The 19304-nt window shown below is 40.8% G+C and carries 16 protein-coding genes; 13 read left to right on the top strand and 3 right to left on the bottom strand.

Translation table 11 applies throughout. From position 1 onward, the window contains the following. The first annotated feature begins 355 nt into the window (after window positions 1-355). Genes IQ274_RS15205 through IQ274_RS15190 form a run of 4 tightly spaced genes read left to right on the top strand, consistent with a single transcriptional unit; the run spans window position 356 to window position 5864 of the window. A complete protein-coding gene (locus IQ274_RS15205; RefSeq protein WP_228058202.1) occupies window positions 356-1849 on the top strand; it encodes a sensor histidine kinase in 1494 nt (497 codons plus the stop codon). A 20-nt stretch (window positions 1850-1869) separates the two neighbouring features. Continuing rightward, window positions 1870-2298, top strand: a complete 429-nt coding sequence (locus IQ274_RS15200) for a response regulator (RefSeq protein ID WP_163928036.1) — start codon at window positions 1870-1872, stop codon at window positions 2296-2298. A gap of 5 nt (window positions 2299-2303) precedes the next feature. Next, the gene (locus tag IQ274_RS15195; RefSeq protein ID WP_175586573.1) at window positions 2304-3371 is read left to right on the top strand and encodes a histidine kinase dimerization/phosphoacceptor domain -containing protein; all 1068 of its coding nucleotides are present in this window, start codon (window positions 2304-2306) and stop codon (window positions 3369-3371) included. A 21-nt stretch (window positions 3372-3392) separates the two neighbouring features. Continuing rightward, window positions 3393-5864, top strand: coding sequence for an EAL domain-containing protein (locus IQ274_RS15190; RefSeq protein WP_194142754.1), 2472 nt, complete (start codon window positions 3393-3395; stop codon window positions 5862-5864). A 206-nt stretch (window positions 5865-6070) separates the two neighbouring features. Here IQ274_RS15190 and IQ274_RS15185 read toward each other — a convergent pair whose 3' ends face one another. Next, window positions 6071-6535: a hypothetical protein gene (locus tag IQ274_RS15185; RefSeq protein ID WP_163928040.1), complete on the bottom strand. Its 465-nt coding sequence runs from the start codon at window positions 6533-6535 to the stop codon at window positions 6071-6073. Between the two features lie 166 nt (window positions 6536-6701). Here IQ274_RS15185 and IQ274_RS15180 point away from each other — a divergent pair, with 166 nt between their 5' ends. The 3 genes from IQ274_RS15180 to IQ274_RS15170 all read left to right on the top strand — a co-directional run bounded on the left by IQ274_RS15180 (window position 6702) and on the right by IQ274_RS15170 (window position 9410). Further along, on the top strand, window positions 6702-7601 hold the full coding sequence (locus IQ274_RS15180; protein WP_194142753.1) for a YihY/virulence factor BrkB family protein: 900 nt from the start codon (window positions 6702-6704) through the stop codon (window positions 7599-7601). A 329-nt stretch (window positions 7602-7930) separates the two neighbouring features. Then, complete coding sequence (locus tag IQ274_RS15175) at window positions 7931-8437, top strand: DUF4112 domain-containing protein (RefSeq protein WP_163928044.1); 507 nt, start codon at window positions 7931-7933, stop codon at window positions 8435-8437. 19 nt (window positions 8438-8456) lie between these two features. Beyond that, a complete protein-coding gene (locus IQ274_RS15170; RefSeq protein ID WP_163928099.1) occupies window positions 8457-9410 on the top strand; it encodes an alpha/beta fold hydrolase in 954 nt (317 codons plus the stop codon). Here the strand turns inward: IQ274_RS15170 and IQ274_RS15165 are convergent. Together IQ274_RS15165 and IQ274_RS15160 are read right to left on the bottom strand one after the other, a co-directional pair. After that, window positions 9390-10055 (bottom strand): class I SAM-dependent methyltransferase, encoded by a 666-nt coding sequence (locus IQ274_RS15165; RefSeq protein WP_163928046.1) that lies wholly within the window; start codon window positions 10053-10055, stop codon window positions 9390-9392. The two genes, IQ274_RS15170 and IQ274_RS15165, sit on opposite strands and share 21 nt — an antisense overlap. A gap of 91 nt (window positions 10056-10146) precedes the next feature. Beyond that, window positions 10147-11679, bottom strand: coding sequence for a hypothetical protein (locus IQ274_RS15160; protein ID WP_163928048.1), 1533 nt, complete (start codon window positions 11677-11679; stop codon window positions 10147-10149). Window positions 11680-12424: 745 nt separating this feature from the next. Here IQ274_RS15160 and IQ274_RS15155 point away from each other — a divergent pair. The 6 genes from IQ274_RS15155 (at window position 12425) to IQ274_RS15130 (ending at window position 19136) form a co-directional block, all read left to right on the top strand. Next, the gene (locus IQ274_RS15155) at window positions 12425-12610 is read left to right on the top strand and encodes a hypothetical protein (RefSeq protein ID WP_163928050.1); all 186 of its coding nucleotides are present in this window, start codon (window positions 12425-12427) and stop codon (window positions 12608-12610) included. A 342-nt stretch (window positions 12611-12952) separates the two neighbouring features. Beyond that, window positions 12953-14830 carry an NAD(P)H-quinone oxidoreductase subunit F gene (locus IQ274_RS15150; RefSeq protein ID WP_163928052.1) on the top strand — a complete coding sequence of 626 codons (1878 nt, stop codon included), beginning with the start codon at window positions 12953-12955 and terminating at the stop codon, window positions 14828-14830. A gap of 61 nt (window positions 14831-14891) precedes the next feature. Then, window positions 14892-15614: a carbonic anhydrase gene (locus IQ274_RS15145; protein ID WP_194142752.1), complete on the top strand. Its 723-nt coding sequence runs from the start codon at window positions 14892-14894 to the stop codon at window positions 15612-15614. An 89-nt stretch (window positions 15615-15703) separates the two neighbouring features. Beyond that, window positions 15704-17200 carry an NADH-quinone oxidoreductase subunit M gene (locus IQ274_RS15140; RefSeq protein WP_163928054.1) on the top strand — a complete coding sequence of 499 codons (1497 nt, stop codon included), beginning with the start codon at window positions 15704-15706 and terminating at the stop codon, window positions 17198-17200. 36 nt (window positions 17201-17236) lie between these two features. Continuing rightward, window positions 17237-17827: a CDP-alcohol phosphatidyltransferase family protein gene (locus tag IQ274_RS15135; RefSeq protein WP_194142751.1), complete on the top strand. Its 591-nt coding sequence runs from the start codon at window positions 17237-17239 to the stop codon at window positions 17825-17827. Window position 17828: 1 nt separating this feature from the next. Further along, a complete protein-coding gene (locus IQ274_RS15130) occupies window positions 17829-19136 on the top strand; it encodes a CO2 hydration protein (protein WP_194142750.1) in 1308 nt (435 codons plus the stop codon). Window positions 19137-19304: the final 168 nt, after the last annotated feature.

Genomic DNA, 19304 nt, shown 5'->3' with positions numbered 1-19304 from the left:
GCTCTACTCTAAAAGTTAAAAAATTTAGTATCAGTTAGCACGACTATGATGAGTAATACCGTGAAAAACTTTTGGCATTGCTGAATAAGAAGTATGAATCAAAAGGTAGAGACGCGATATATCGCATCTCTATATGGGTTTTGATATTAAACAAAATCATTTTCATACTTCTTATTCAGCAAGCCAATTTTTTCATGGATATTGTTTGCTGGAACGAAGATATAGCCGCTTGAACTGGGGCACGAAGGGTGATGCTCTAATGCCAATATATAGTGACTATTAACCATCTAAAGAGCTGACTCACCGTTTTTACTACTTTAGTCAACAGCTGCTTTTTCAATTAGGAAGGTAAAAAATGAAATGGGCTATTTACAAAAAGAATACGGGCAGTTTTGTAATAGCAGTAGCAATTATGACTGGTATCGGCGTAGTTTCGTATCTGAGTTTGCTTCAGTATAGAGAAAACGCTCAATGGGTAACACATACACGCGAGGTACTTGAAAAGACAAAAGAAATAATGTCGCAGATCAAGGATGCAGAAACTGGACAACGGGGTTATCTTCTCACGGGCAAAAAGCGGTATCTCGAACCCTATCGCACAGCAACTGGCGAGATTGTTCAAAAACTTAAGGCTCTGCGCCAATTGACTGTGGATAACCCCAATCAACAACGGCGGCTCGATCGCCTTGAACCATTGATTACCAAAAAACTGGTTTTGATTGAACAGGCGATTAATGCAAGGAGCAAAGATTTAGAGTCCGCACTGCAAATAGTTCAGACAGATCGGGGTCAGCAGATTATGGAGGACATCCGAATGCTCACTACAGCTATGGAGAATGAAGAGAATGAGTTGTTGAAACAGCGCTCAATGGAGGCGAACGCCAGCGCTCATCAAACAACTGTGCTGACTATTTTTGGCAGCATTATCGCTTCTGTTATTGTCGGTTTAGCGGCGATGATTACCAATCAGGAACTCGTCAAACGCAGGCGGATGGAAAATTCTCTGCAAAAAGCTCGCGATGAATTAGAAATTGAGGTTAACAAACGGACTGCCGAACTGAGAAACACTAACGAGGAATTGCAAACTGAAATTAATGAGCGCAAAAAGGCGGAGTCAGAAATTCTGCGCCTGAATGTCCAGCTTGAGCAGCGAGTTGCAGAACGCACAGCACAACTCGAAGCGACTAACAAAGAGATGGAAGCATTTAGTTATTCAGTGTCTCACGACCTGCGGGCCCCCTTGCGGAGTATCGATGGTTTTAGCCAAGCACTACTAGAAGATTATGCTGACAAGCTAGACACACTAGGCCAAAACTACCTCCAGCGAGTGCGTGCAGCCACCCAGCGAATGGCACAACTGATCGACGATTTACTGAATCTATCACGATTGACACGCAGTGAGATGCGTTCCGAAAAGGTTGATCTAAGCGCACTGGTGGAGGCGATCGCTACAGAGTTGCACAAAACCCAACCAGAACGCCAAGTAGAGTTTGCGATCGCGCCGGGATTGGTTACTAATGGTGATGCTCATCTGTTACGGATAGTTCTAGAAAACCTACTGGGTAATGCGTGGAAGTTTACAGGAAAACATCAAAAAGCCCGAATAGAATTTGGGCTTTTGCAGCAAGATGACACTCATGTGTATTTTGTCCGTGATGATGGCACAGGCTTTGATATGGCCTATGTTGAGAAACTCTTCGGTGCTTTTCAGCGACTGCACGCCATGACTGAGTTTGAAGGCACTGGTATCGGATTAGCTACTGTGCAAAGGATTGTTCACCGTCACGGTGGTCGTGTCTGGGCAGAAAGCGCAGTGGAGCAAGGCGCAACATTTTACTTCACCCTTTAAGTATAAGGAAAATATACAACATGATTCTATTAGTAGAAGACAATCCTGATGATGAAGCGTTAACCTTACGGGCACTGAAGAAAAACAACATTATGAACGAGGTGGTAGTGGCACGCGATGGGGTACAAGCCCTAGATTATCTCTTTGGTAAAGGTGTTTACACTGACCGCGATATGAGCGTTATGCCGAATCTCATCCTGTTGGATTTGAAGTTGCCTAAAATGGATGGTCTGGAAGTTTTGCGACACCTGCGGGCCGACGAAAGGACAAAAATCCTTCCCGTCGTGATTCTCACTTCGTCCAAGGAGGAGCAAGACTTAATCAATGGTTACAGCTTGGGTGCCAACAGCTATGTTCGGAAACCAGTAGACTTTTCCCAATTCAGTGAAGCAGTGCGACAACTAGGGTTGTACTGGTTTGTCTTAAACGAATCACCGCCAAGAGTATAGTTTAGATGGGTATGGGTACACCTCTGCGCGTATTACTTGTTGAGGATTCAGAAGATGACGCTTTGTTGCTGCTACGTGAACTGCAACGTGGTGGCTATGAAGTAACCTTTGAAAGGGTTGATACACCCACAGCCATGAAAGCTGCGATCGCCGAAGGCGGGGCTTCGCCCATCGCAGAGCAAACATGGGATATTGTCATCTGTGATTATTCCATGCCCACCTTTAGCGCCCCTGCTGCATTAAAGCAGGTTAAGGAAAGTGGACTTGACCTGCCATTCATTATCGTCTCAGGCACGATTGGTGAAGATACCGCAGTAGCTGCCATGAAAGCTGGTGCCCATGACTACATTATCAAAGGCAATTTAGCGCGACTTATCCCTGCTGTTGCCCGCGAGTTGCGTGAGGCACAGGTGAGACGAGAGCGTAAACAAGCAGAGGAGCAGATTAAAGCATCGCTTCAAGAAAAAGAGGTGCTATTGAAAGAAATTCATCACCGGGTAAAAAATAATTTGCAGATTATTTCTAGTCTGCTCAACCTGCAAGCAGAATATCTCAAGGACAATCAAGCTCTTGAGGTATTCAAAGATAGCCAGAATCGGATTGAATCAATGGCTTTGATCCACGAGAAACTATATCAATCTCAAGACTTGGCAAAGATTAATTTTGCTGACTATATCCAAGATTTAGTAACTAATTTATTTTATTCATACAACGTTAATTCCAGCGCTATTAACTTGAAAATGAACGTTGAGGAGGTTTTTCTCGCCATTGATGCAGCTATTCCTTGCGGGTTGATTATCAATGAACTTATTTCAAATTCCTTAAAATATGCTTTTCCCCAAAGAGAAACGGGAGAAATTTGTATTGCCTTTTGCTCCATAGAAGCAAATTTATTTACACTTACTATCAGTGATAATGGTGTTGGTTTTGCCCAAGATTTTGACTTTCAAGCTACAGAATCGTTAGGACTGCGATTAGTAAAAGGTCTAACACATCAGCTACAAGGCAATATTGATTTTATCAGTTATAACGGAGTGAAGTATAAAATTATATTTCCGGCTAAAAATATCTAATTTCATAAGATAAATAAAATCATGAACCCAGTAAATATATTAGTTGTTGAAGATGAAATCATCGTGGCAATGGATATACAAAGTCGGCTAAGAAAATTTGGATACACTGTTTTGGGGCTTGCCGATTCTGGAGAAGAAGCAATTAAGAAAGCAGCAGATGATTCTCTAGATTTAGTTTTAATGGATATTCATCTCAAAGGAAAGATGGACGGTGTGGAGGCGGCTCAGATAATTCATAATATTTTTAATATTCCAATCATATATCTTACTGCTAATGCAGATGAATCAACATTGGATCGGGCAAAGATAACAGAGCCGTTTGGCTACATTCTTAAGCCTTTTAAAGAAAAAGAATTAAAGTTCACTATTGAAATTACCCTTTCCAAACATCGGACGGAAAAAAAATTAAAACAGAATGAACAATGGCTGACTACTGTACTGAAAAGTATTGGAGATGCTGTGATTACTAGCGACGCATCTGGAACTGTGACTTTTATGAATCCTATTGCGGAGGAACTGACGGGCTGGAATTATTCAGATGCGTTTGGTAAAGAAGCAACAGAAGTATTCAATATTGCTCATGAAGAAACTCGGATAATAATTGAAAGTCCGATAACGCAAGTCCTTCAGTCGGGGATTACTGCCGGTCTACCAGAACAGACTATACTTATTACTAGAAATGGTGCAGAAATCCCTATTGATGATAGTATTGCAGCGATTAAAGATGACAACGGTAACATCACGGGTGCAGTTCTTGTCTTTCAGGATATCACCGAGCGCAAGCAGATATTGGAGGCACTAGCGCGTCGCCAGCAAGAATTCAAAGCACTAGTTGAAAATGCACCTGATATTATTTCCAGATTTAACACTCAATTGCGCTACATTTACGTTAATCCAGCTATTGAAAAGGTTACAGGGATATCAGCCGAAACATTTATTGGCAAAACAAACGCAGAGTTAAATCTACCGGAAGAATTTTGCCGGATGTGCGATCGCAAGCTTGGGCAAGTTTTCCAAACTAAGCAAGAAACAGAGTTTGAATGCACTTTAGCGATCGCTGCCCAAACAAGACATTACCATACCCGTCTTGTGCCTGAATTGGCTAGCGACGGCTCAGTATACTTTGTCTTGAGTATTTCTCGCAATATTACTGCTCTAAAACTTGCGGAGGCACAATTAATTCATGATGCTTTTCACGATATACTAACCAGTCTGCCAAACCGCGCCTTGTTTATGGAACGGCTAGAACGGGCGCTGATGTTGACAAAACGACGTGCGGACTATACATTCGCTGTTCTCTTTCTAGATTTAGATCGCTTCAAAGTTGTCAACGACAGTCTCGGTCACATGATTGGCGACCAACTACTAACTGCCCTTGCTCGCAGACTGGAAAACTGTGTGCGTGCTGGAGACACAGTTGCCCGTCTAGGGGGAGATGAGTTTACAATTTTGCTTGATGATATCAACAGCATCAATGACGCAATAGGCGTAGTGGAGCGGATACATGAAGCTCTGACATCTGCGTTCACACTCAGAGGATATGAGGTTTTTACCACCGTCAGCATTGGCATCGTCGTGAGCAAGGGTAGTTACAACCTACCAGAGCAACTCCTGCGCGACGCTGACATTGCAATGTATCGCGCTAAAGCATTGGGTAAAGCACGCCATGAGATATTTGACTCAACCATGTACACCCAAATAACGAAGCTATTAGAGTTAGAGATGGATCTACGACGGGCAGTTGAACGCCAGGAGTTTCAGGTTTACTACCAGCCAATTGTTTTGTTAGAAACTTACAAAATTGTTGGCTTCGAGGCTCTCGTTCGCTGGCAACACCCGCAACACGGATTAGTTCCTCCAGACAGCTTTATTCCACTAGCAGAAGAAACTGGGTTGATTATCCCTATTGGTTACTGGGTATTGGGCGAGGCTTGTCGGCAGATGCGTGCTTGGCAAATCCAATTTCCAACCGATCCACCCTTGACAATCAGTGTAAATCTTTCCACTAAACAGTTTTTACAACCCGATCTGATTGAGCAAATTAACCAAATTATGCAAGAGACTGCCCTGGAAGCCAGTAATTTAAAGTTGGAGATTACTGAAAGCGTACTGATGGAAAATATTCAGTCAGCAACTTTTATGCTCTTGCAACTACAACAGATGAATATCCAATTACACTTAGATGATTTTGGCATAGGCTATTCATCGTTGAGTTACCTGCACCGCTTTCCAAGTAATGCTTTGAAGATTGATCGTTCTTTTATTACTAAGATTGGTGCTAATGGAGAAAACTTAGAGATTGTTCAGGCGATCATCACCTTAGCCGAGAGTCTAAATATAGATGTAATAGCAGAGGGCATAGAAACGGTAGAGCAACTGTCACAACTTAGAGCCATGAAATGTAAATACGCACAGGGATATTTTTTCTCCCAACCCCTGGATAGCAAGTCGATAGAAACATTAATTGTTTCTGGCATTCAGCCGAGACAATGATAGCGTTATCTACACCACTCTCAATACGGTTCAGTTAAGGTTTATTTTATGAAAATCACAAAGACGCGATAAATCACCATCTCTACAAAGGACTGATTATTGTAAAGACGGCGATTTATCGCGTCTCTTCCCTTTCCCCGTCTCAGTTGTGGTCTAAATACCTGAAAACTGCTGTAAAAATTCAAAATCACCGAAGTTCACGCTGGTCATTGACTCTCTTTTTCTCCTCTGGCTCGTTCCTGTGTCAAGCTATCAATAGCATCACCCAAAGCAGTAGTAAGGCTATTGCGGCTTTGGGCGTGATTATCCTGCTCAGTCTTTAAAGCTTGCAAGAGGCGATCGCGTTCTTTGATTAGGGCGATGAGTTTAGTTTGTAACTCCTCCACAGATTTTAATTGTTCTATCTCTTGTTGAATCGCTGTTAGTGATGTCCCAGCAGCCAGTGTCTCGACCTCAAGACCCCGGAGTTTATGCAAGTCTGCCTTGAGTGATGCGATCGCCTGTTGGGACAGTTGGGCATCTGTGCGGCGTTGTTCTGCTTCTGTGTTGTAAAGCTGTCGCCATTTTTGGGCACTTTCCCAAGCCGTATCGCGATCGCTCTGAAGTACCGCCATCTGCTCTCTGAGTTCCTGGATTTCTGTCAACCACTGTTGTGTAAAATCTTGATTCATAAATTAAATAGTCATTTGTCATTTGTCATTTGTCATTTGTCATTTGTTATTCTGCCCCTGCCTCCCTGCCCCTCACTCGGTATTATTGCGGTAAAAAGATAAATGCGATCGCTACGCAAAATTTGGCACAGTAGTTAAGAAACCTAACCAGTTTTAACTCTAAATTATGCCAAAACCTCGTTTTTTTCGTTTCTTTTACTACCTCAATTGGCGCACGCTCAAAAAAACTTTTGCTAGGACAATGGAAAGACGACTTTTGGGACTAGCTTCAGAAATCGCTTTCAATGCCATGTTATCGCTGTTTCCAGCAATTCTTGCTGTCCTCACAGCCATTGGTTTATTGGCAGAATCTTTACAAGCTACCTTTAAACAACTAGCGGCCCAACTTAGTCAAATCCTACCCGAACAAGCCCTGATTCTAATTCGTGATTTTGCTACCACAGAAATTACCAATTCTAGAAACAGTGGCTTATTTTCTCTGAGCTTTGTATTAGCAATTTGGACTGCTTCTGGGGCGGTGAGTACCGCTATGACAGCCCTCGACCAAATTCATCAAATTCCTTCAGAAAATATGCGCCCCTTTTGGAAAGCCAAGCTCGTCTCTCTGGGATTAACAGTTGGTACTATGTTGCTTTTAGTGCTAGCTTCTTTCTTAGTGTTTACCAGTGATTGGCTTTTGGGAATGGTAGTACGCGAAAATCGTTCCTTGATCGTCTTATTACATCTTTGGCAGCTGTTACGCTGGCCTTTAGCTTTAAGTATTGTTGCTGTTGCTTTTGGCTTTGTCTATCGCTATGGGCCAAGTGTATGGAACTCAGGCACGCCAATGATGCCTGGAGCAATTTTGGCAGCTGTTTTCTGGGCAATATTATCTGCCCTATTTCGGCTTTATGTGGCGAATTTTGGCAATTATAATAAAGTATATGGTGCTGTAGGGGCTGTGATAGTTTTAATGCTCTGGCTGTCGATGAGCGCTGCTGTACTGTTAATCGGCGATCAGTTGAACGTGACAGTCGGTGAAGATATGCGTCTAAAAGCACAGTCACAATCTAATGAAAAATATTAATTTTTAAGGAGGCAGAAGGCAGGAGGCAGGAGGCAGAAAGCAGAAGAAATCCCCATAAATAAATATTAGGGGATTTAATAAGGACGCTGTATTTCTTGCACTGCACGTCTTGAAATACATATTTTTTCTTTTTTTCATAAATAAATTTAGGGACTTTAAACCCTTTTAGCAGAGGGTAAAAATTATATTTTCTTCCTCCTGCCTCCTGCCTCCTGCCCCCTGCCTTTCTTCTGTAAATCCTTGAGAAAACTTTTGGAGAAAACTTTTGCAAAAGCTCAGTAGGGGAGTAGAATATCTAACGATTCAATGCAAAATTAGCGATCGCTTTCATGCCAGATTCTCCTCCTCGGTTTTCTATGATTGAACCTGATGCTAAAGCACCCACCTTGAAGCGCCTGCGTCAGTTAAGTCGGCTGCTGGATAATGTTATTACTATTCCTGGTACACAGATTGGTTTCGGTCTAGATCCAATTTTAGGACTTATACCTATTGGTGGTGATTTTTTGGGAGTCATGTTTTCTAGCTACATCATCCTAGAAGCAGCGCGGCTGGGTGTCTCTAGAGCCACTTTAGGTAAAATGGTTGTCAATGTGATCCTTGATGGCTTGGTAGGCGCTGTCCCCGTTTTGGGAGACTTTTTTGATTTTGCCTGGAGAGCTAACACTAATAATATCAAGCTATTGGAAGAATACTTAAAGTTTCCTAGCGAGCAAAAGAGTGCAGACAGGTTATTTATCATTGCTCTTTTGGTTGGATTGTTGCTGATATCCATTGTTTTAGTAGCATTACCCGTGATACTAATTAGAATATTCTGGAACGCTTTAACTGGTGGTTAAATTATTGATAGATAATGGAATGAAAGATTGGTGGCAAGCGACTTTTCCCAAAGGACGACAAACTTTAATTATTACTGATGCTAAAGGCTATCCTGTACAAATTTCTTATGGCGAAAAAGGTAGAGGGAAACCGCTAATTTTATTACATGGCATGGGTAGTTGGAGCTATAATTGGCGACACAGTGTAACAGAATTATCTAAATATTTTCGGGTAATTTGTTTTGATGCCAAAGGTTTTGGATTTTCTGAAAAACCATTGTCTCGTCGAGAACACAACGGTCATCAAGTTATTGAGTTTCAAAGAATTATTCAGGCATTATGTGATGAACCAGCAGTGATTGTAGCGGAATCTCTGGGGGGATTAGTTGCCCTTGCTCTTGCTCAAGAAAATCCGCAGTTAATCGGGCAGCTTGTAGTAGTAAATGTACCTGTTTTTGCCCAACGTCTGCCCCATTGGGCTATGGGGTTACTTGCCCAAACTCCTCTAGAAATCATCCAAACAATTGACTCCTTACGTCTGGCATATTTGTTTGCACCTCTATTAAGAGAAATTATGGCAATAGAAAGACGTGGGGTATTATTTGATCCGTCAATTTTGACAAAAGAAGATGTCTATTGGATAACTTACCCCTTTATTCAATTTCCTGGTACGATTGTCAAAGTTGCCGAAGAGTTACAAATAGCAGCGCGAGAAATTGAGAATTGGCAAGCAAGCAAGCCAAATATGCTTACCAAAATTCAAAATAAACTAAGTGCAATTAAGTGTCCTACACTAGTTTTGTGGGGCGATCAAGATAGTTGGTTTCCTGCTACTCATGGTGAAAAATTACATCAGCATATCCCAAATTCCAAATTAAAAATTTTGTCTAACTGCTATCATGACGCTTCAAGTGGTTCTTCTAAGGAGTTGAATGCAGCGATTCTGGAATTTTTACGGGATGGTGACACTATATTAAGACCGCTTGATGGCTAAGGTAAGTCCATCGGCAATGGGGACAAGGGAGAGTGTTACCCGTTCATCATGATGTAACTTCTCATTGAGTGCGCGAATCGATTGGGTGCTTTCATCTTGATTTTCCGGGTCAGCAACTTGTCCTGACCATAAAACATTATCAATCGCAATTAAGCCACCTGGACGCAATAATTGCAGCGATCGCTCATAATATCCATCATAATTTTCTTTATCAGCATCAATAAAAGCAAAATCAAATGTCTCAGCTTGTCCAGTTGCCAACAGATGATCTAAAGTTTCTAGACCTGGAGCCAATCGTAGATCGATTTTATGGGCAACTCCGGCTTCTTGCCAATATCGGCGGGCGATCGCAGTAAATTCTTCACTTACATCAGCAGCGATAATTTTACCATCATCAGGAAGTGCTAAAGCCACTGAGAGCGAGCTATAACCTGTAAATACACCAACTTCTAGGGTTTTCTTGGCTCCAATTAGCTGTACTAGCAGTCTCATAAACTGCCCTTGTTCTGGTGAAATCTGCATTGTGCTTCTGGGATGACTGGCAGTTTCTTGGCGCAACTTCAAAAGAATCTCTGGTTCCCGCAGTGAAACGGATAAAAGGTAATTATAGAGTTGATCGTCAAGACCTATAGACTGTTTTGGCATGGTAGATGAGAGAATTGCAATAATCTACAGTTATACTATCGCCTAAAAGTGGTTTATCAAACATCAGACAAGGGGACTTTTAAAATATCCTCTAAATTCTCACTTCGGAGTCTTCCTTCAAGATATACCAAATACCATTATTATCTTGACGTAAAATCTGATATTTTTGCTCAATAAATTCTAGGAGATTTGGAAATTTTTCTTTGATTATAGCCTGCGGTTCGTAATCAATAAAAATATAAGGAGGCTTTGATAAATCCAACTGCTTTATAAGTGCTGACCATTGCTCAGATAAAAAATATTCAAGAGCCCAACCACGTAGTATTGTAGCTTGATTCCGACCAGAAAAATAGTAAATAGATGGATCGCCAGCTACATAAATATCACCAACAAGATTTCCTGGTAGAGATATAAAATTAGCTTCTGAACGAAGAGATAGATATTTTGGTCTAAAGACAGCCTGATATTGCAATCGCGTATCTTCAGTTAAAGCAAAATTATTATTAACCAGAGTAATACTCTTTTTTACGAGAGTGAAAGAGAAAGGTAAGAACAATAAAAATACCAGTAAAATAGTTGGGATTCGAGACTTTAATCCTTTTAAGGAATCCCACAATATATCTAATCCCTTAGTTGCTAAAATACCTATAGGTACAAACAATAGTAAATAATGGTATTCCCACAATGCTGTTCCCTGTAGAAGAATAACAGACAAAGCAAAAATACACCAAATAACAAGTAACAAAGTCAATATATTCTTAGATTTATACAATGATACATAGACTGCAACAGCAGTCATTAAAATTAAAGAATAAAAATTCTGTAATAACCATTTTATTCCCAAAACAAAATTAGTTTTATTAAATGCAGCATTAGCAACAATCATCGGTGGATATATAAAAAATGTCTTAAACACTATCGCAAAACTATTAACCGAGATAAAGTAGCTGGCAACAACCAAAAGAGGAAATGTAACTCCTATAAAAATTGGGATAAAAATCTCAATGAAGTTTTTTTGAATACTGTGGCGTTTTATTAGTATAGAATACATCAATATACTTAGCCAAAATGAAACCAAGATCAGCAGAAATAAGAATTTAAATAAAAGAACAATTCCGCCTAAAAAGCCTGACAGTAAAAGCAGATAAAATCTTTGTTTTCCTTCTTTTGTAAAAGATTTAAAAGTAACCCAAAGACAAAGGAATAAAGGAAACCCGACCAGTGCTTCTACTTGAGTCAGATGCCAAGCACCGGAAACAATATAGTAAACGCCAACTGTTAACAAAGGTACTAGACTTGCAATTATCTGATGTCGAAAATAGCTTTTTAGGGTCAGTAGCAATATTATCGAAAAAAATACCATGTAAATAAGTTCAAATACATGGATGCCAATCTCATTAAAACCAAATAAAGTTCCTGCTAAAAAATAAAATGAGAAAATTCCCGGTTGTTTAATATCCCAAAAATCTCGATAAAGCACCTTTCCTTGTTGCATTTCCAAAGCACCTAGCCTAAAAAATGCTTGATCTCCGTCAAATGGAAAAGGTAAATGTATCAGACCGATAATGACAATAGTAATCAAAACTATAAAGTCAATTTTATTTAATTTAGCAATACTAATCATGGAAATTTAAATTTATAATTAAGTGATTATTTCGCAGTAGTTAATATCCTAATAAGATAACAGAAACTCTGTCATTTTTTAATTAAAAATAATTTCTAAAAGCTGTAATCAAGAAAGATTATGAGTCTATTAGTACTTAAATTTATGCTTAACTTTGCTATGTTTTGCCACACCTTTTAGAGTTTGCAAATGTTTGCAGTGCAAGCAAAACTCTATTTTCATATATGATTGCAATAAGTAGGTGGGTATGAAACAATTGAACTATGTAAAGATACAGTATTTTGCAAATAATTTAGGTACAAATGCAGAACTCACGCATCAGATAAAGTTTCTATCTCTTGCCTTCTCCCAAGGGGAGACGCTAAAAGCGATCTGTCTGCTGCCGTAAGGCTGCACTATCCTGCCTCAAAACTTGTAGCTCTTTGTACTTCATACAAAAGAAAACTGCTGTAAATAGGTAGGTGCAACGTACTAAACTATTGCTTTGAATAACTATGAGTATATCGGTAACTATGTGGTGTGTATGTGAAGTATTAATGTAGATATAGGCTAATACGCTTGGGTTTGTGATATTTTGTGCAGCCCAGACCACTCACTTGCTTGAATTGGAGGAACCTCTGACCTGGCAGACTCACTAACGCTTTCAGCGTATCCTCTTTTTAAGTAGGGTTAGGACGATCAAGCCTTAACTAGAACTTATTAGGATATAGACACAGCACAATAACTTTAAATATAGGAAATACTGATGGAACGTTCAAAATTAATTGCTATTCTTACAGGTGCGATTTCGGTTATTTTAGCGATCGCTTACCTGATCTTAGTCCAACTGCTGGACTACCGAGATATGAAACCCGCCCCTATCAGCCAATTTGACCAAGCGCCTGTGATTATTTCTGTTTTTTGGCAGGTTGACAAAATTACAATAATATGAATCAAATTTAGTTGACTTATTAGAGACGCAATTAATTGCGTCTTTTGTCATTTACGTCAATAAGTAAAAACTCATGTTCATAGATAAAAAGCAATAGCTATTATTCATTACTCAGATGGTTGATTATATAAGATTTCCTTAGAGTATTTATCTTACATTTGTTTATATAAAGTAATTCCATTTTGACGGATATAACGGTAAGCTATTTTAACAAGATTAAATAAAGATAAAATTGTCTTACCTGCGTAGGCGTAGCCCGTAGTAGACATCGCTGGGTTAATAGGGATCAACGTAAGTTGATTCAAAACCCCAAACTTTTGATGCAAATCTAGAGGTAAGTTGATGGCTCAGTTTCTACTTGAGACTGTTTGGCTAGTTCCTTGCTATGCCTTAATAGGTGGCTTGTTAGCCGTACCTTGGTCGCCGGGAATTATTCGGAAAACGGGGCCAAGACCGGCGGGTTATATAAACTTGGTGATGACATTTTTGGCGTTTGTACATAGTGCGATCGCCTTACAAGCAACTTGGAATCAACCAGCCCAAGAAGTATTTATTCCTTGGTTATCTACAGCTGGTTTAGACCTCACCATTGCTTTAGAAATATCCTCAGTGAGTGTCGGCGCTTTAGTTGTGATTACTGGTTTGAATTTGCTGGCGCAGATTTATGCCATCGGTTACATGGAGATGGATTGGGGTTGGGGACGCTTCTATTCCTTATTAGGATTATTTGAAGCAGGACTATGTGCCCTGGTTCTGTGTAATAATTTGTTCTTCAGCTATGTAATTTTGGAAGTCCTCACACTGGGAACTTACCTACTAGTTGGCTTATGGTTTAGCCAGCCGTTGGTAGTCTCAGGTGCCAGAGATGCTTTCTTAACCAAGCGGGTGGGAGACTTATTTTTGCTGATGGGCGTGTTGGCATTATGGCCCCTAGCTGGAACTTGGAGTTATCCAGAACTAGCTAAGTGGGCGGCGACTGCTAACGTCAACCCGACAACAATGGCACTGGTAGGTTTAGCCTTAATTGCTGGGCCAATGGGTAAATGTGCCCAGTTTCCACTGCATTTGTGGTTGGATGAAGCAATGGAAGGCCCAGTTCCCAGTACAATTTTGCGGAATTCGGTAGTAGTTGCTAGTGGTGCATGGGTGCTGATTAAACTGCAACCTGTGTTAAGCCTGTCGCCCATAGTTTCCTCCGCTATGGTGGCCATTGGGGTAGTGACGGCAGTAGGTGCTTCTTTAATTGCGATCGCTCAAGTTGATATTAAACGCTGCCAATCCTATTCTGTCAGTGCATACATGGGTTTAGTATTCATCGCTGTGGGAACGCAACAAGATGAAGCAGCGCTGTTGTTAGTACTTACCCATGCTATATCCGCAGCCCTATTGGTGATGAGTACCGGCGGAATTATTTGGAATAGCATCACCCAAGATGTTACCCAATTGGGCGGATTATGGACACGTCGCCCGATTTCAGCAATAGCCTTTATCGTCGGGACTTTGGGGTTAATTGGTTTTCCACCATTGGGTAGTTTTTGGGCGTTAGTGAAACTAGCAGATGGGTTGTGGGAAACGCAACCTTGGTTAGTGGGAGTAGTGATAACGGTAAACGCTTTGACAGCCGTGAGTTTAACCAGAGAATTCGGTTTAATTTTTGGTGGTAAAGCTACACAAATGAGTCAGCGATCGCCTGAAGCACACTGGCCAATGATTTTGCCAATGGTAATTTTACTTGCCTTTAGTCTACATCTTCCTTTAGTGTTGCAAAGCTTATCACTTTTACCCGATTGGGCAACTCTAAACAAAGATGTCGTACTACTTTTAATTTGGTCGAGTATTTCCGGTTGCAGCATCACTGGTGTGGTTTATTTAGGCAATATTCCTAAACCAATTCGCCTCCCTTGGAAAGGTCTACAAGACTTGTTCGCATACGACTTTTATACCCCAAAACTCTATCGGATAACCATTATTTTTGGCGTTGCCAAAATTTCCCAACTTGCCGATATGATTGACCGCTTTGTTGTCGATGGCATCGTTAATTTGGTTGGTTTATTTTCGCTATTAGGTGGCGAAAGTTTAAAATACAGCACCTCTGGACAAACCCAATTTTACGCTTTAACTGTCTTACTAGGAGTGAGTGTTTTAGGAATGTGGGTAGCTTGGCCATTTTGGGGAGTGCAGTTTTTAAATTTGATTTTTCCAATTTCAACACTAGGGTAGTTAAACACCCTTTGATTACAAACAAGCAGATAGTTTAGTATAAAATTTGCAGGAGAATTCCATGAGCATACGAAATACCCAAATCAATCTTTCCAGAAGAGGTTTATTGAAGTTTGGTGCAGGTGCGATCGGTACAGGTGTATTGACAGTTGGACTTGGCTCAAACTTACTTGCAGCCGAAAAAAAAGCCCCAGTAGCGCCAGCAGAAGATGATATTACTCCCGATAAGGCACTGAAAGAATTATTAGAGGGTAATGATAGATTTGTTAAAGCAAAACGTCGCAATCCCAATCAAACTCAATCACGTTTAGTCGAAGTTTCCAAAGGTCAAAAGCCCTTTGCTTCTATTCTAGGCTGTGCAGATTCACGAGTACCTTCAGAGATTGTCTTTGATCAAGGACTTGGAGATTTATTTGTCTGCCGCATAGCTGGTAATATTGCCACAACACAGCAAATTGGTAGCTTAGAATTTGGTAGCTTAGTATTAGGTACTAAAGTCATCATGGTAGTGGGACATGAAAGATGTGGTGCAGTAGATGCCGCAATCAAAGGCGCTCAAGTACCAGGACAAATTGGAAGTTTGCTTGAAGCAATTAAACCAAGTGTAGAAAGCTCCAAAGGAGCATCGGGAGATAAGTTAGAAAACGCCTGTAAAGCAAATATTTTGGCACAAGTTGAAAAATTGAAATCATCTACAGTTTTATCTGAACTAATCAAGGCAGAAAAACTGAAAATAGTTGGTGGATATTACGATTTAGATACTGGCAGAATCAGTTTAGTCTAATTAGTTTTTTGTCCTTTGTCATTAGTCAGTGGTCATTACTAACGCACAAAGGACAAATAACAAAGGAGAAATAACAAAGGACAAATATAATGTTAAGTGTTTTGATTTGGCTCCCTATTTTAGCTGCCGCTATTATAGCAATATTACCTGTAAGTTTCCCTAATCATCGTATTCGTTTAACAGCATTAATTTTTTCTGGAACAGTTCTTGCCTGGAACATATTTATCCTGCTAAAATTTGATATTAGCAATCCAGGAATGCAATTTAAAGAGTATTTGCCCTGGAATGAAACCCTGGGATTGAACTATCAAATCGGTGTTGATGGGCTTTCTATATTAATGTTGGTGCTAAATAGCCTGCTCACCTGGATTTCGATTTATAGCAGCAATAAAGAAACTGAACGCCCCCGGCTGTTCTACTCCATGATTTTATTAGTGAGTGGAGGGGTTGCAGGTGCTTTTCTCGCGGAGAATTTGCTGCTATTCTTCCTATTCTACGAACTAGAATTAATCCCTTTCTACTTACTAATTTCCATTTGGGGAGGGGCAAAACGGGGTTATGCTGGAATTAAGTTCCTGATTTATACTGCCGTTTCGGGAGCATTAATTCTGGCAACATTCTTGGGTATGGTGTGGCTGAGTGGTTCTACCAATTTTGCTTTTGATGCAGTCTCTACAGAAAATCTGTCAACAGCAAAACAAATCCTTTTACTAGCAGGAATAGTCTTAGGTTTTGGAATTAAAATTCCCTTAGTTCCCTTCCATACTTGGCTACCGGATGCTTATGTCGAAGCTTCAGCACCAATTGCTATTCTTCTGGGTGGCGTGTTAGCAAAGCTGGGAACTTATGGATTGCTGCGGTTTGGGTTGGGGATGTTTCCCCATGCTTGGAGTATTATTGCACCGACTCTGGCAATTTGGGGAGCAATCAGCGCTATCTATGGGGCAGTAATTGCGATCGCTCAAAAAGATATCAAGCGCATGGTAGCATACAGTTCCGTCGGTCACATGGGCTATATCTTGCTAGCTGGTGCTGCTAGTACTCCCTTAGCACTTGTGGGTGCAGTCGCCCAAATGTTCAGCCACGGTATCATCCTGGCAATTCTCTTCCACTTGGTGGGAGTTGTAGAAGCCAAAGTCGGAACCCGCGAGTTAGATAAACTCAATGGTTTAATGAGTCCCATCCGTGGTTTACCTCTAATTAGCGCCTTACTAGTTTTAGGCGGGATGGCTAGTGCTGGTATTCCCGGTTTAACAGGATTCATCGCCGAATTTATCGTCTTTCAAGGTAGTTTCTCAATCTTTCCCATTCCAACAATTTTGTGTGTAGTCGCTAGTGGATTAACCGCAGTTTATTTTGTCATCCTCCTCAACCGCACCTGTTTCGGCAGACTCGATAACGTCGCCTACTATCCCAAAGTTCTTTGGTCTGAGAAAATCCCAGCTTTAATTTTGGCAGCTTTTATCATCTTTTTGGGAGTACAGCCCACTTGGTTAGTGCGTTGGAGTGAATCTACAACTACAACAATGGTGGCTGCAATTCCCTCTTTGGAAAAAACCGTAATCTCTGAAGTCGCGCTGAAGTAATCAATCAGAGAGTTACGCATCGATAAAGGAGGAAGGATGAATCTCACATTAATTCCCAGTGGTCTTGTTCTATTTCGCTTTTTGATATCTCCATTCCTCCTATTAGATGCTTTGGATGGCAAAACCAGTATTTGGTTCATCATCGGTTTTGTCGCAGCCTTTCTCTCAGATATTTTTGATGGCATTATTGCGCGACGATTAGGTGTCAGCACTGCCCAATTGCGTCAAGCCGATAGTTGGGCTGATGTCTGCCTTTTTAGCTGTATCTTCGTGAGTGCGTGGATAGTTCATCAAGATATTCTCGTTACTTATAGCGTTCCTTTGCTAATGATTGTTTTTGCTCAATTGCTGTGGTGGGTAGTGAATTTAGTGAAATATGGTAAACCCGCTAGCTATCACACCTACTCTGCAAAATTTTGGGGAATCACCCTTTTTATTGCCATTATTGCCTTATTTGGCTTTGATTACGCCGGAATTGCCTTATGGCTGACTTGTATTGCTGGTACAATTCACAGCGTTGAAGAAATTGCTATGACGCTAATATTGCCAGTTTGGACACATGATGTTTTAAGCATTTTTCATGCCTTGAATATTCGTCAAGAATCACTAACACCAATTACTAAATAATATGACAGCAATTAAAACAGCAATTAAATTACCTCCTTCAACGCACGAATTTGCCGAAGTAATTCACCGCTTAGAAGCAGGCGGTGCAATGTTACCCGATACTCCAGAAAATTTGATGCAAATCATCGGTTTATATAAAGCTTATGCTGTGCCGATGGATTTTTACTGGCGCGACCTACTTTATATTGCTGAAAACGAATTTTTAAACCCGGTTCCTTTCTTTAAATACTTCTTACCCAAAGAGTATTTAGAATTGCATAATCATTATGCTGGCGATGATGCCGATTTACGAATTTGGCGCGGCGAAGCTACAGCACATCCAGAACTTTTGGCATTTATCGAGAAGGGTGAAACTTTCAAAATGCCGAAGTTATTGCATCACTTGTTCCACGATCGCATTAACATGGAGTTTGCTGAAGCTTGTATGCGGGCGATGTTGTGGCACAGAGGGATGGGTGGACAATTTGACCCTTATCTAGATTCAGACGAATACAAAGCTAACGCTGACCGAGCAATAAAAGCTTACTTCCAAGGAAACCCAGTAATGCTGGGGCTTTACAAGCTGTTCCCCGATATGTTTTTGGAACAGTGCCGCCAGATGTCGTACTACGCTAATCTGGGCTTATTCTGGGAAGTCATGGCCCCAGTGTTCTTTGAAATGTCCGATCGCTATGATGAAGGTACCATTAGCACCGTCCCAGAGGCAATGAGCTTCTTAGTTAATGGTATATTTGCGATCGCAGGTCGTCCCATTTACCATCACGTTTATATTCGTGGCGAATGCTACGAAATTATCCCTAAATCAAAGGGTTTCATGTGGCTATACGAAGCCGCATTACCTTATGTAGAAGCTGTTTTCTACCGCACCGCACCCTTTCGGGGGACAAAATCTTATAATGCCCAAGCGCGTCAAGTACCGGAAGACCAGAAAGACTTTCACTATGGCATTCTTTACGCTGATGTATTTCCAGTAGGTACTGCTGGCATTCCTCCGACATTATTAATGCAAGATATGCTACATTTTTTGCCCCCATATCTTGTTGATTACTACAGCCAATATTGCCGGGGTGAAGAAGATATGTTGATTCAGTTGGGAGTTAGTTTTCAACGGTCAATGTACTGTGTGACTTCTGCGGTAATTCAAGCTTTGCGAACTGCACTTTTATATCCTTTAGATGACCCAAATCCCAAACATTTACAAGCCAATCGAGATTTTTTTGAAATGCAGCTAAATCGCTTTACTCGACCCGATTACAATATTCGTGATGCTGCTCGTTTAGGGAGCATTCAAAAGCAAGATTATAGATAAGAGATCCCCCCAACCCCCCTTCAAAAGGGGGGCTTTATTTGTTACAAGTGCGGTAAAAACCCCTCAAAGTCCTCCTTTTTAAGGAGGATTTAGGAGGATCTACTACATTATTTTAGTTTTGTAGAGAGACGTGTCGGTAAGTTAGGATGGATCTTATTACTACTGAGT

Origin of the sequence: Nostoc sp. LEGE 12447 (genome assembly GCF_015206985.1) — a bacterium.
Lineage (GTDB): Bacteria > Cyanobacteriota > Cyanobacteriia > Cyanobacteriales > Nostocaceae > Nostoc.
The sequence above is the reverse complement of the archived record's forward strand: the minus strand, read 5'-3'. Positions and strand labels throughout refer to the sequence as shown.

What these genes read in the sequence shown, in the direction of transcription:
- IQ274_RS15185 (WP_163928040.1), bottom strand. Translation starts at nt 6,535, where the DNA reads ATGAATCAAGATTTTACACAACAGTGGTTGACAGAAATCCAGGAACTC.
- IQ274_RS15165 (WP_163928046.1), bottom strand. Translation starts at nt 10,055, where the DNA reads ATGCCAAAACAGTCTATAGGTCTTGACGATCAACTCTATAATTACCTT.
- IQ274_RS15195 (WP_175586573.1), top strand. Translation starts at nt 2,304, where the DNA reads ATGGGTATGGGTACACCTCTGCGCGTATTACTTGTTGAGGATTCAGAA.
- IQ274_RS15160 (WP_163928048.1), bottom strand. Translation starts at nt 11,679, where the DNA reads ATGATTAGTATTGCTAAATTAAATAAAATTGACTTTATAGTTTTGATT.
- IQ274_RS15170 (WP_163928099.1), top strand. Translation starts at nt 8,457, where the DNA reads ATGAAAGATTGGTGGCAAGCGACTTTTCCCAAAGGACGACAAACTTTA.
- IQ274_RS15200 (WP_163928036.1), top strand. Translation starts at nt 1,870, where the DNA reads ATGATTCTATTAGTAGAAGACAATCCTGATGATGAAGCGTTAACCTTA.
- IQ274_RS15140 (WP_163928054.1), top strand. Translation starts at nt 15,704, where the DNA reads ATGTTAAGTGTTTTGATTTGGCTCCCTATTTTAGCTGCCGCTATTATA.
- IQ274_RS15135 (WP_194142751.1), top strand. Translation starts at nt 17,237, where the DNA reads ATGAATCTCACATTAATTCCCAGTGGTCTTGTTCTATTTCGCTTTTTG.
- IQ274_RS15175 (WP_163928044.1), top strand. Translation starts at nt 7,931, where the DNA reads ATGCCAGATTCTCCTCCTCGGTTTTCTATGATTGAACCTGATGCTAAA.
- IQ274_RS15180 (WP_194142753.1), top strand. Translation starts at nt 6,702, where the DNA reads ATGCCAAAACCTCGTTTTTTTCGTTTCTTTTACTACCTCAATTGGCGC.
- IQ274_RS15155 (WP_163928050.1), top strand. Translation starts at nt 12,425, where the DNA reads ATGGAACGTTCAAAATTAATTGCTATTCTTACAGGTGCGATTTCGGTT.
- IQ274_RS15205 (WP_228058202.1), top strand. Translation starts at nt 356, where the DNA reads ATGAAATGGGCTATTTACAAAAAGAATACGGGCAGTTTTGTAATAGCA.
- IQ274_RS15145 (WP_194142752.1), top strand. Translation starts at nt 14,892, where the DNA reads ATGAGCATACGAAATACCCAAATCAATCTTTCCAGAAGAGGTTTATTG.
- IQ274_RS15190 (WP_194142754.1), top strand. Translation starts at nt 3,393, where the DNA reads ATGAACCCAGTAAATATATTAGTTGTTGAAGATGAAATCATCGTGGCA.
- IQ274_RS15130 (WP_194142750.1), top strand. Translation starts at nt 17,829, where the DNA reads ATGACAGCAATTAAAACAGCAATTAAATTACCTCCTTCAACGCACGAA.
- IQ274_RS15150 (WP_163928052.1), top strand. Translation starts at nt 12,953, where the DNA reads ATGGCTCAGTTTCTACTTGAGACTGTTTGGCTAGTTCCTTGCTATGCC.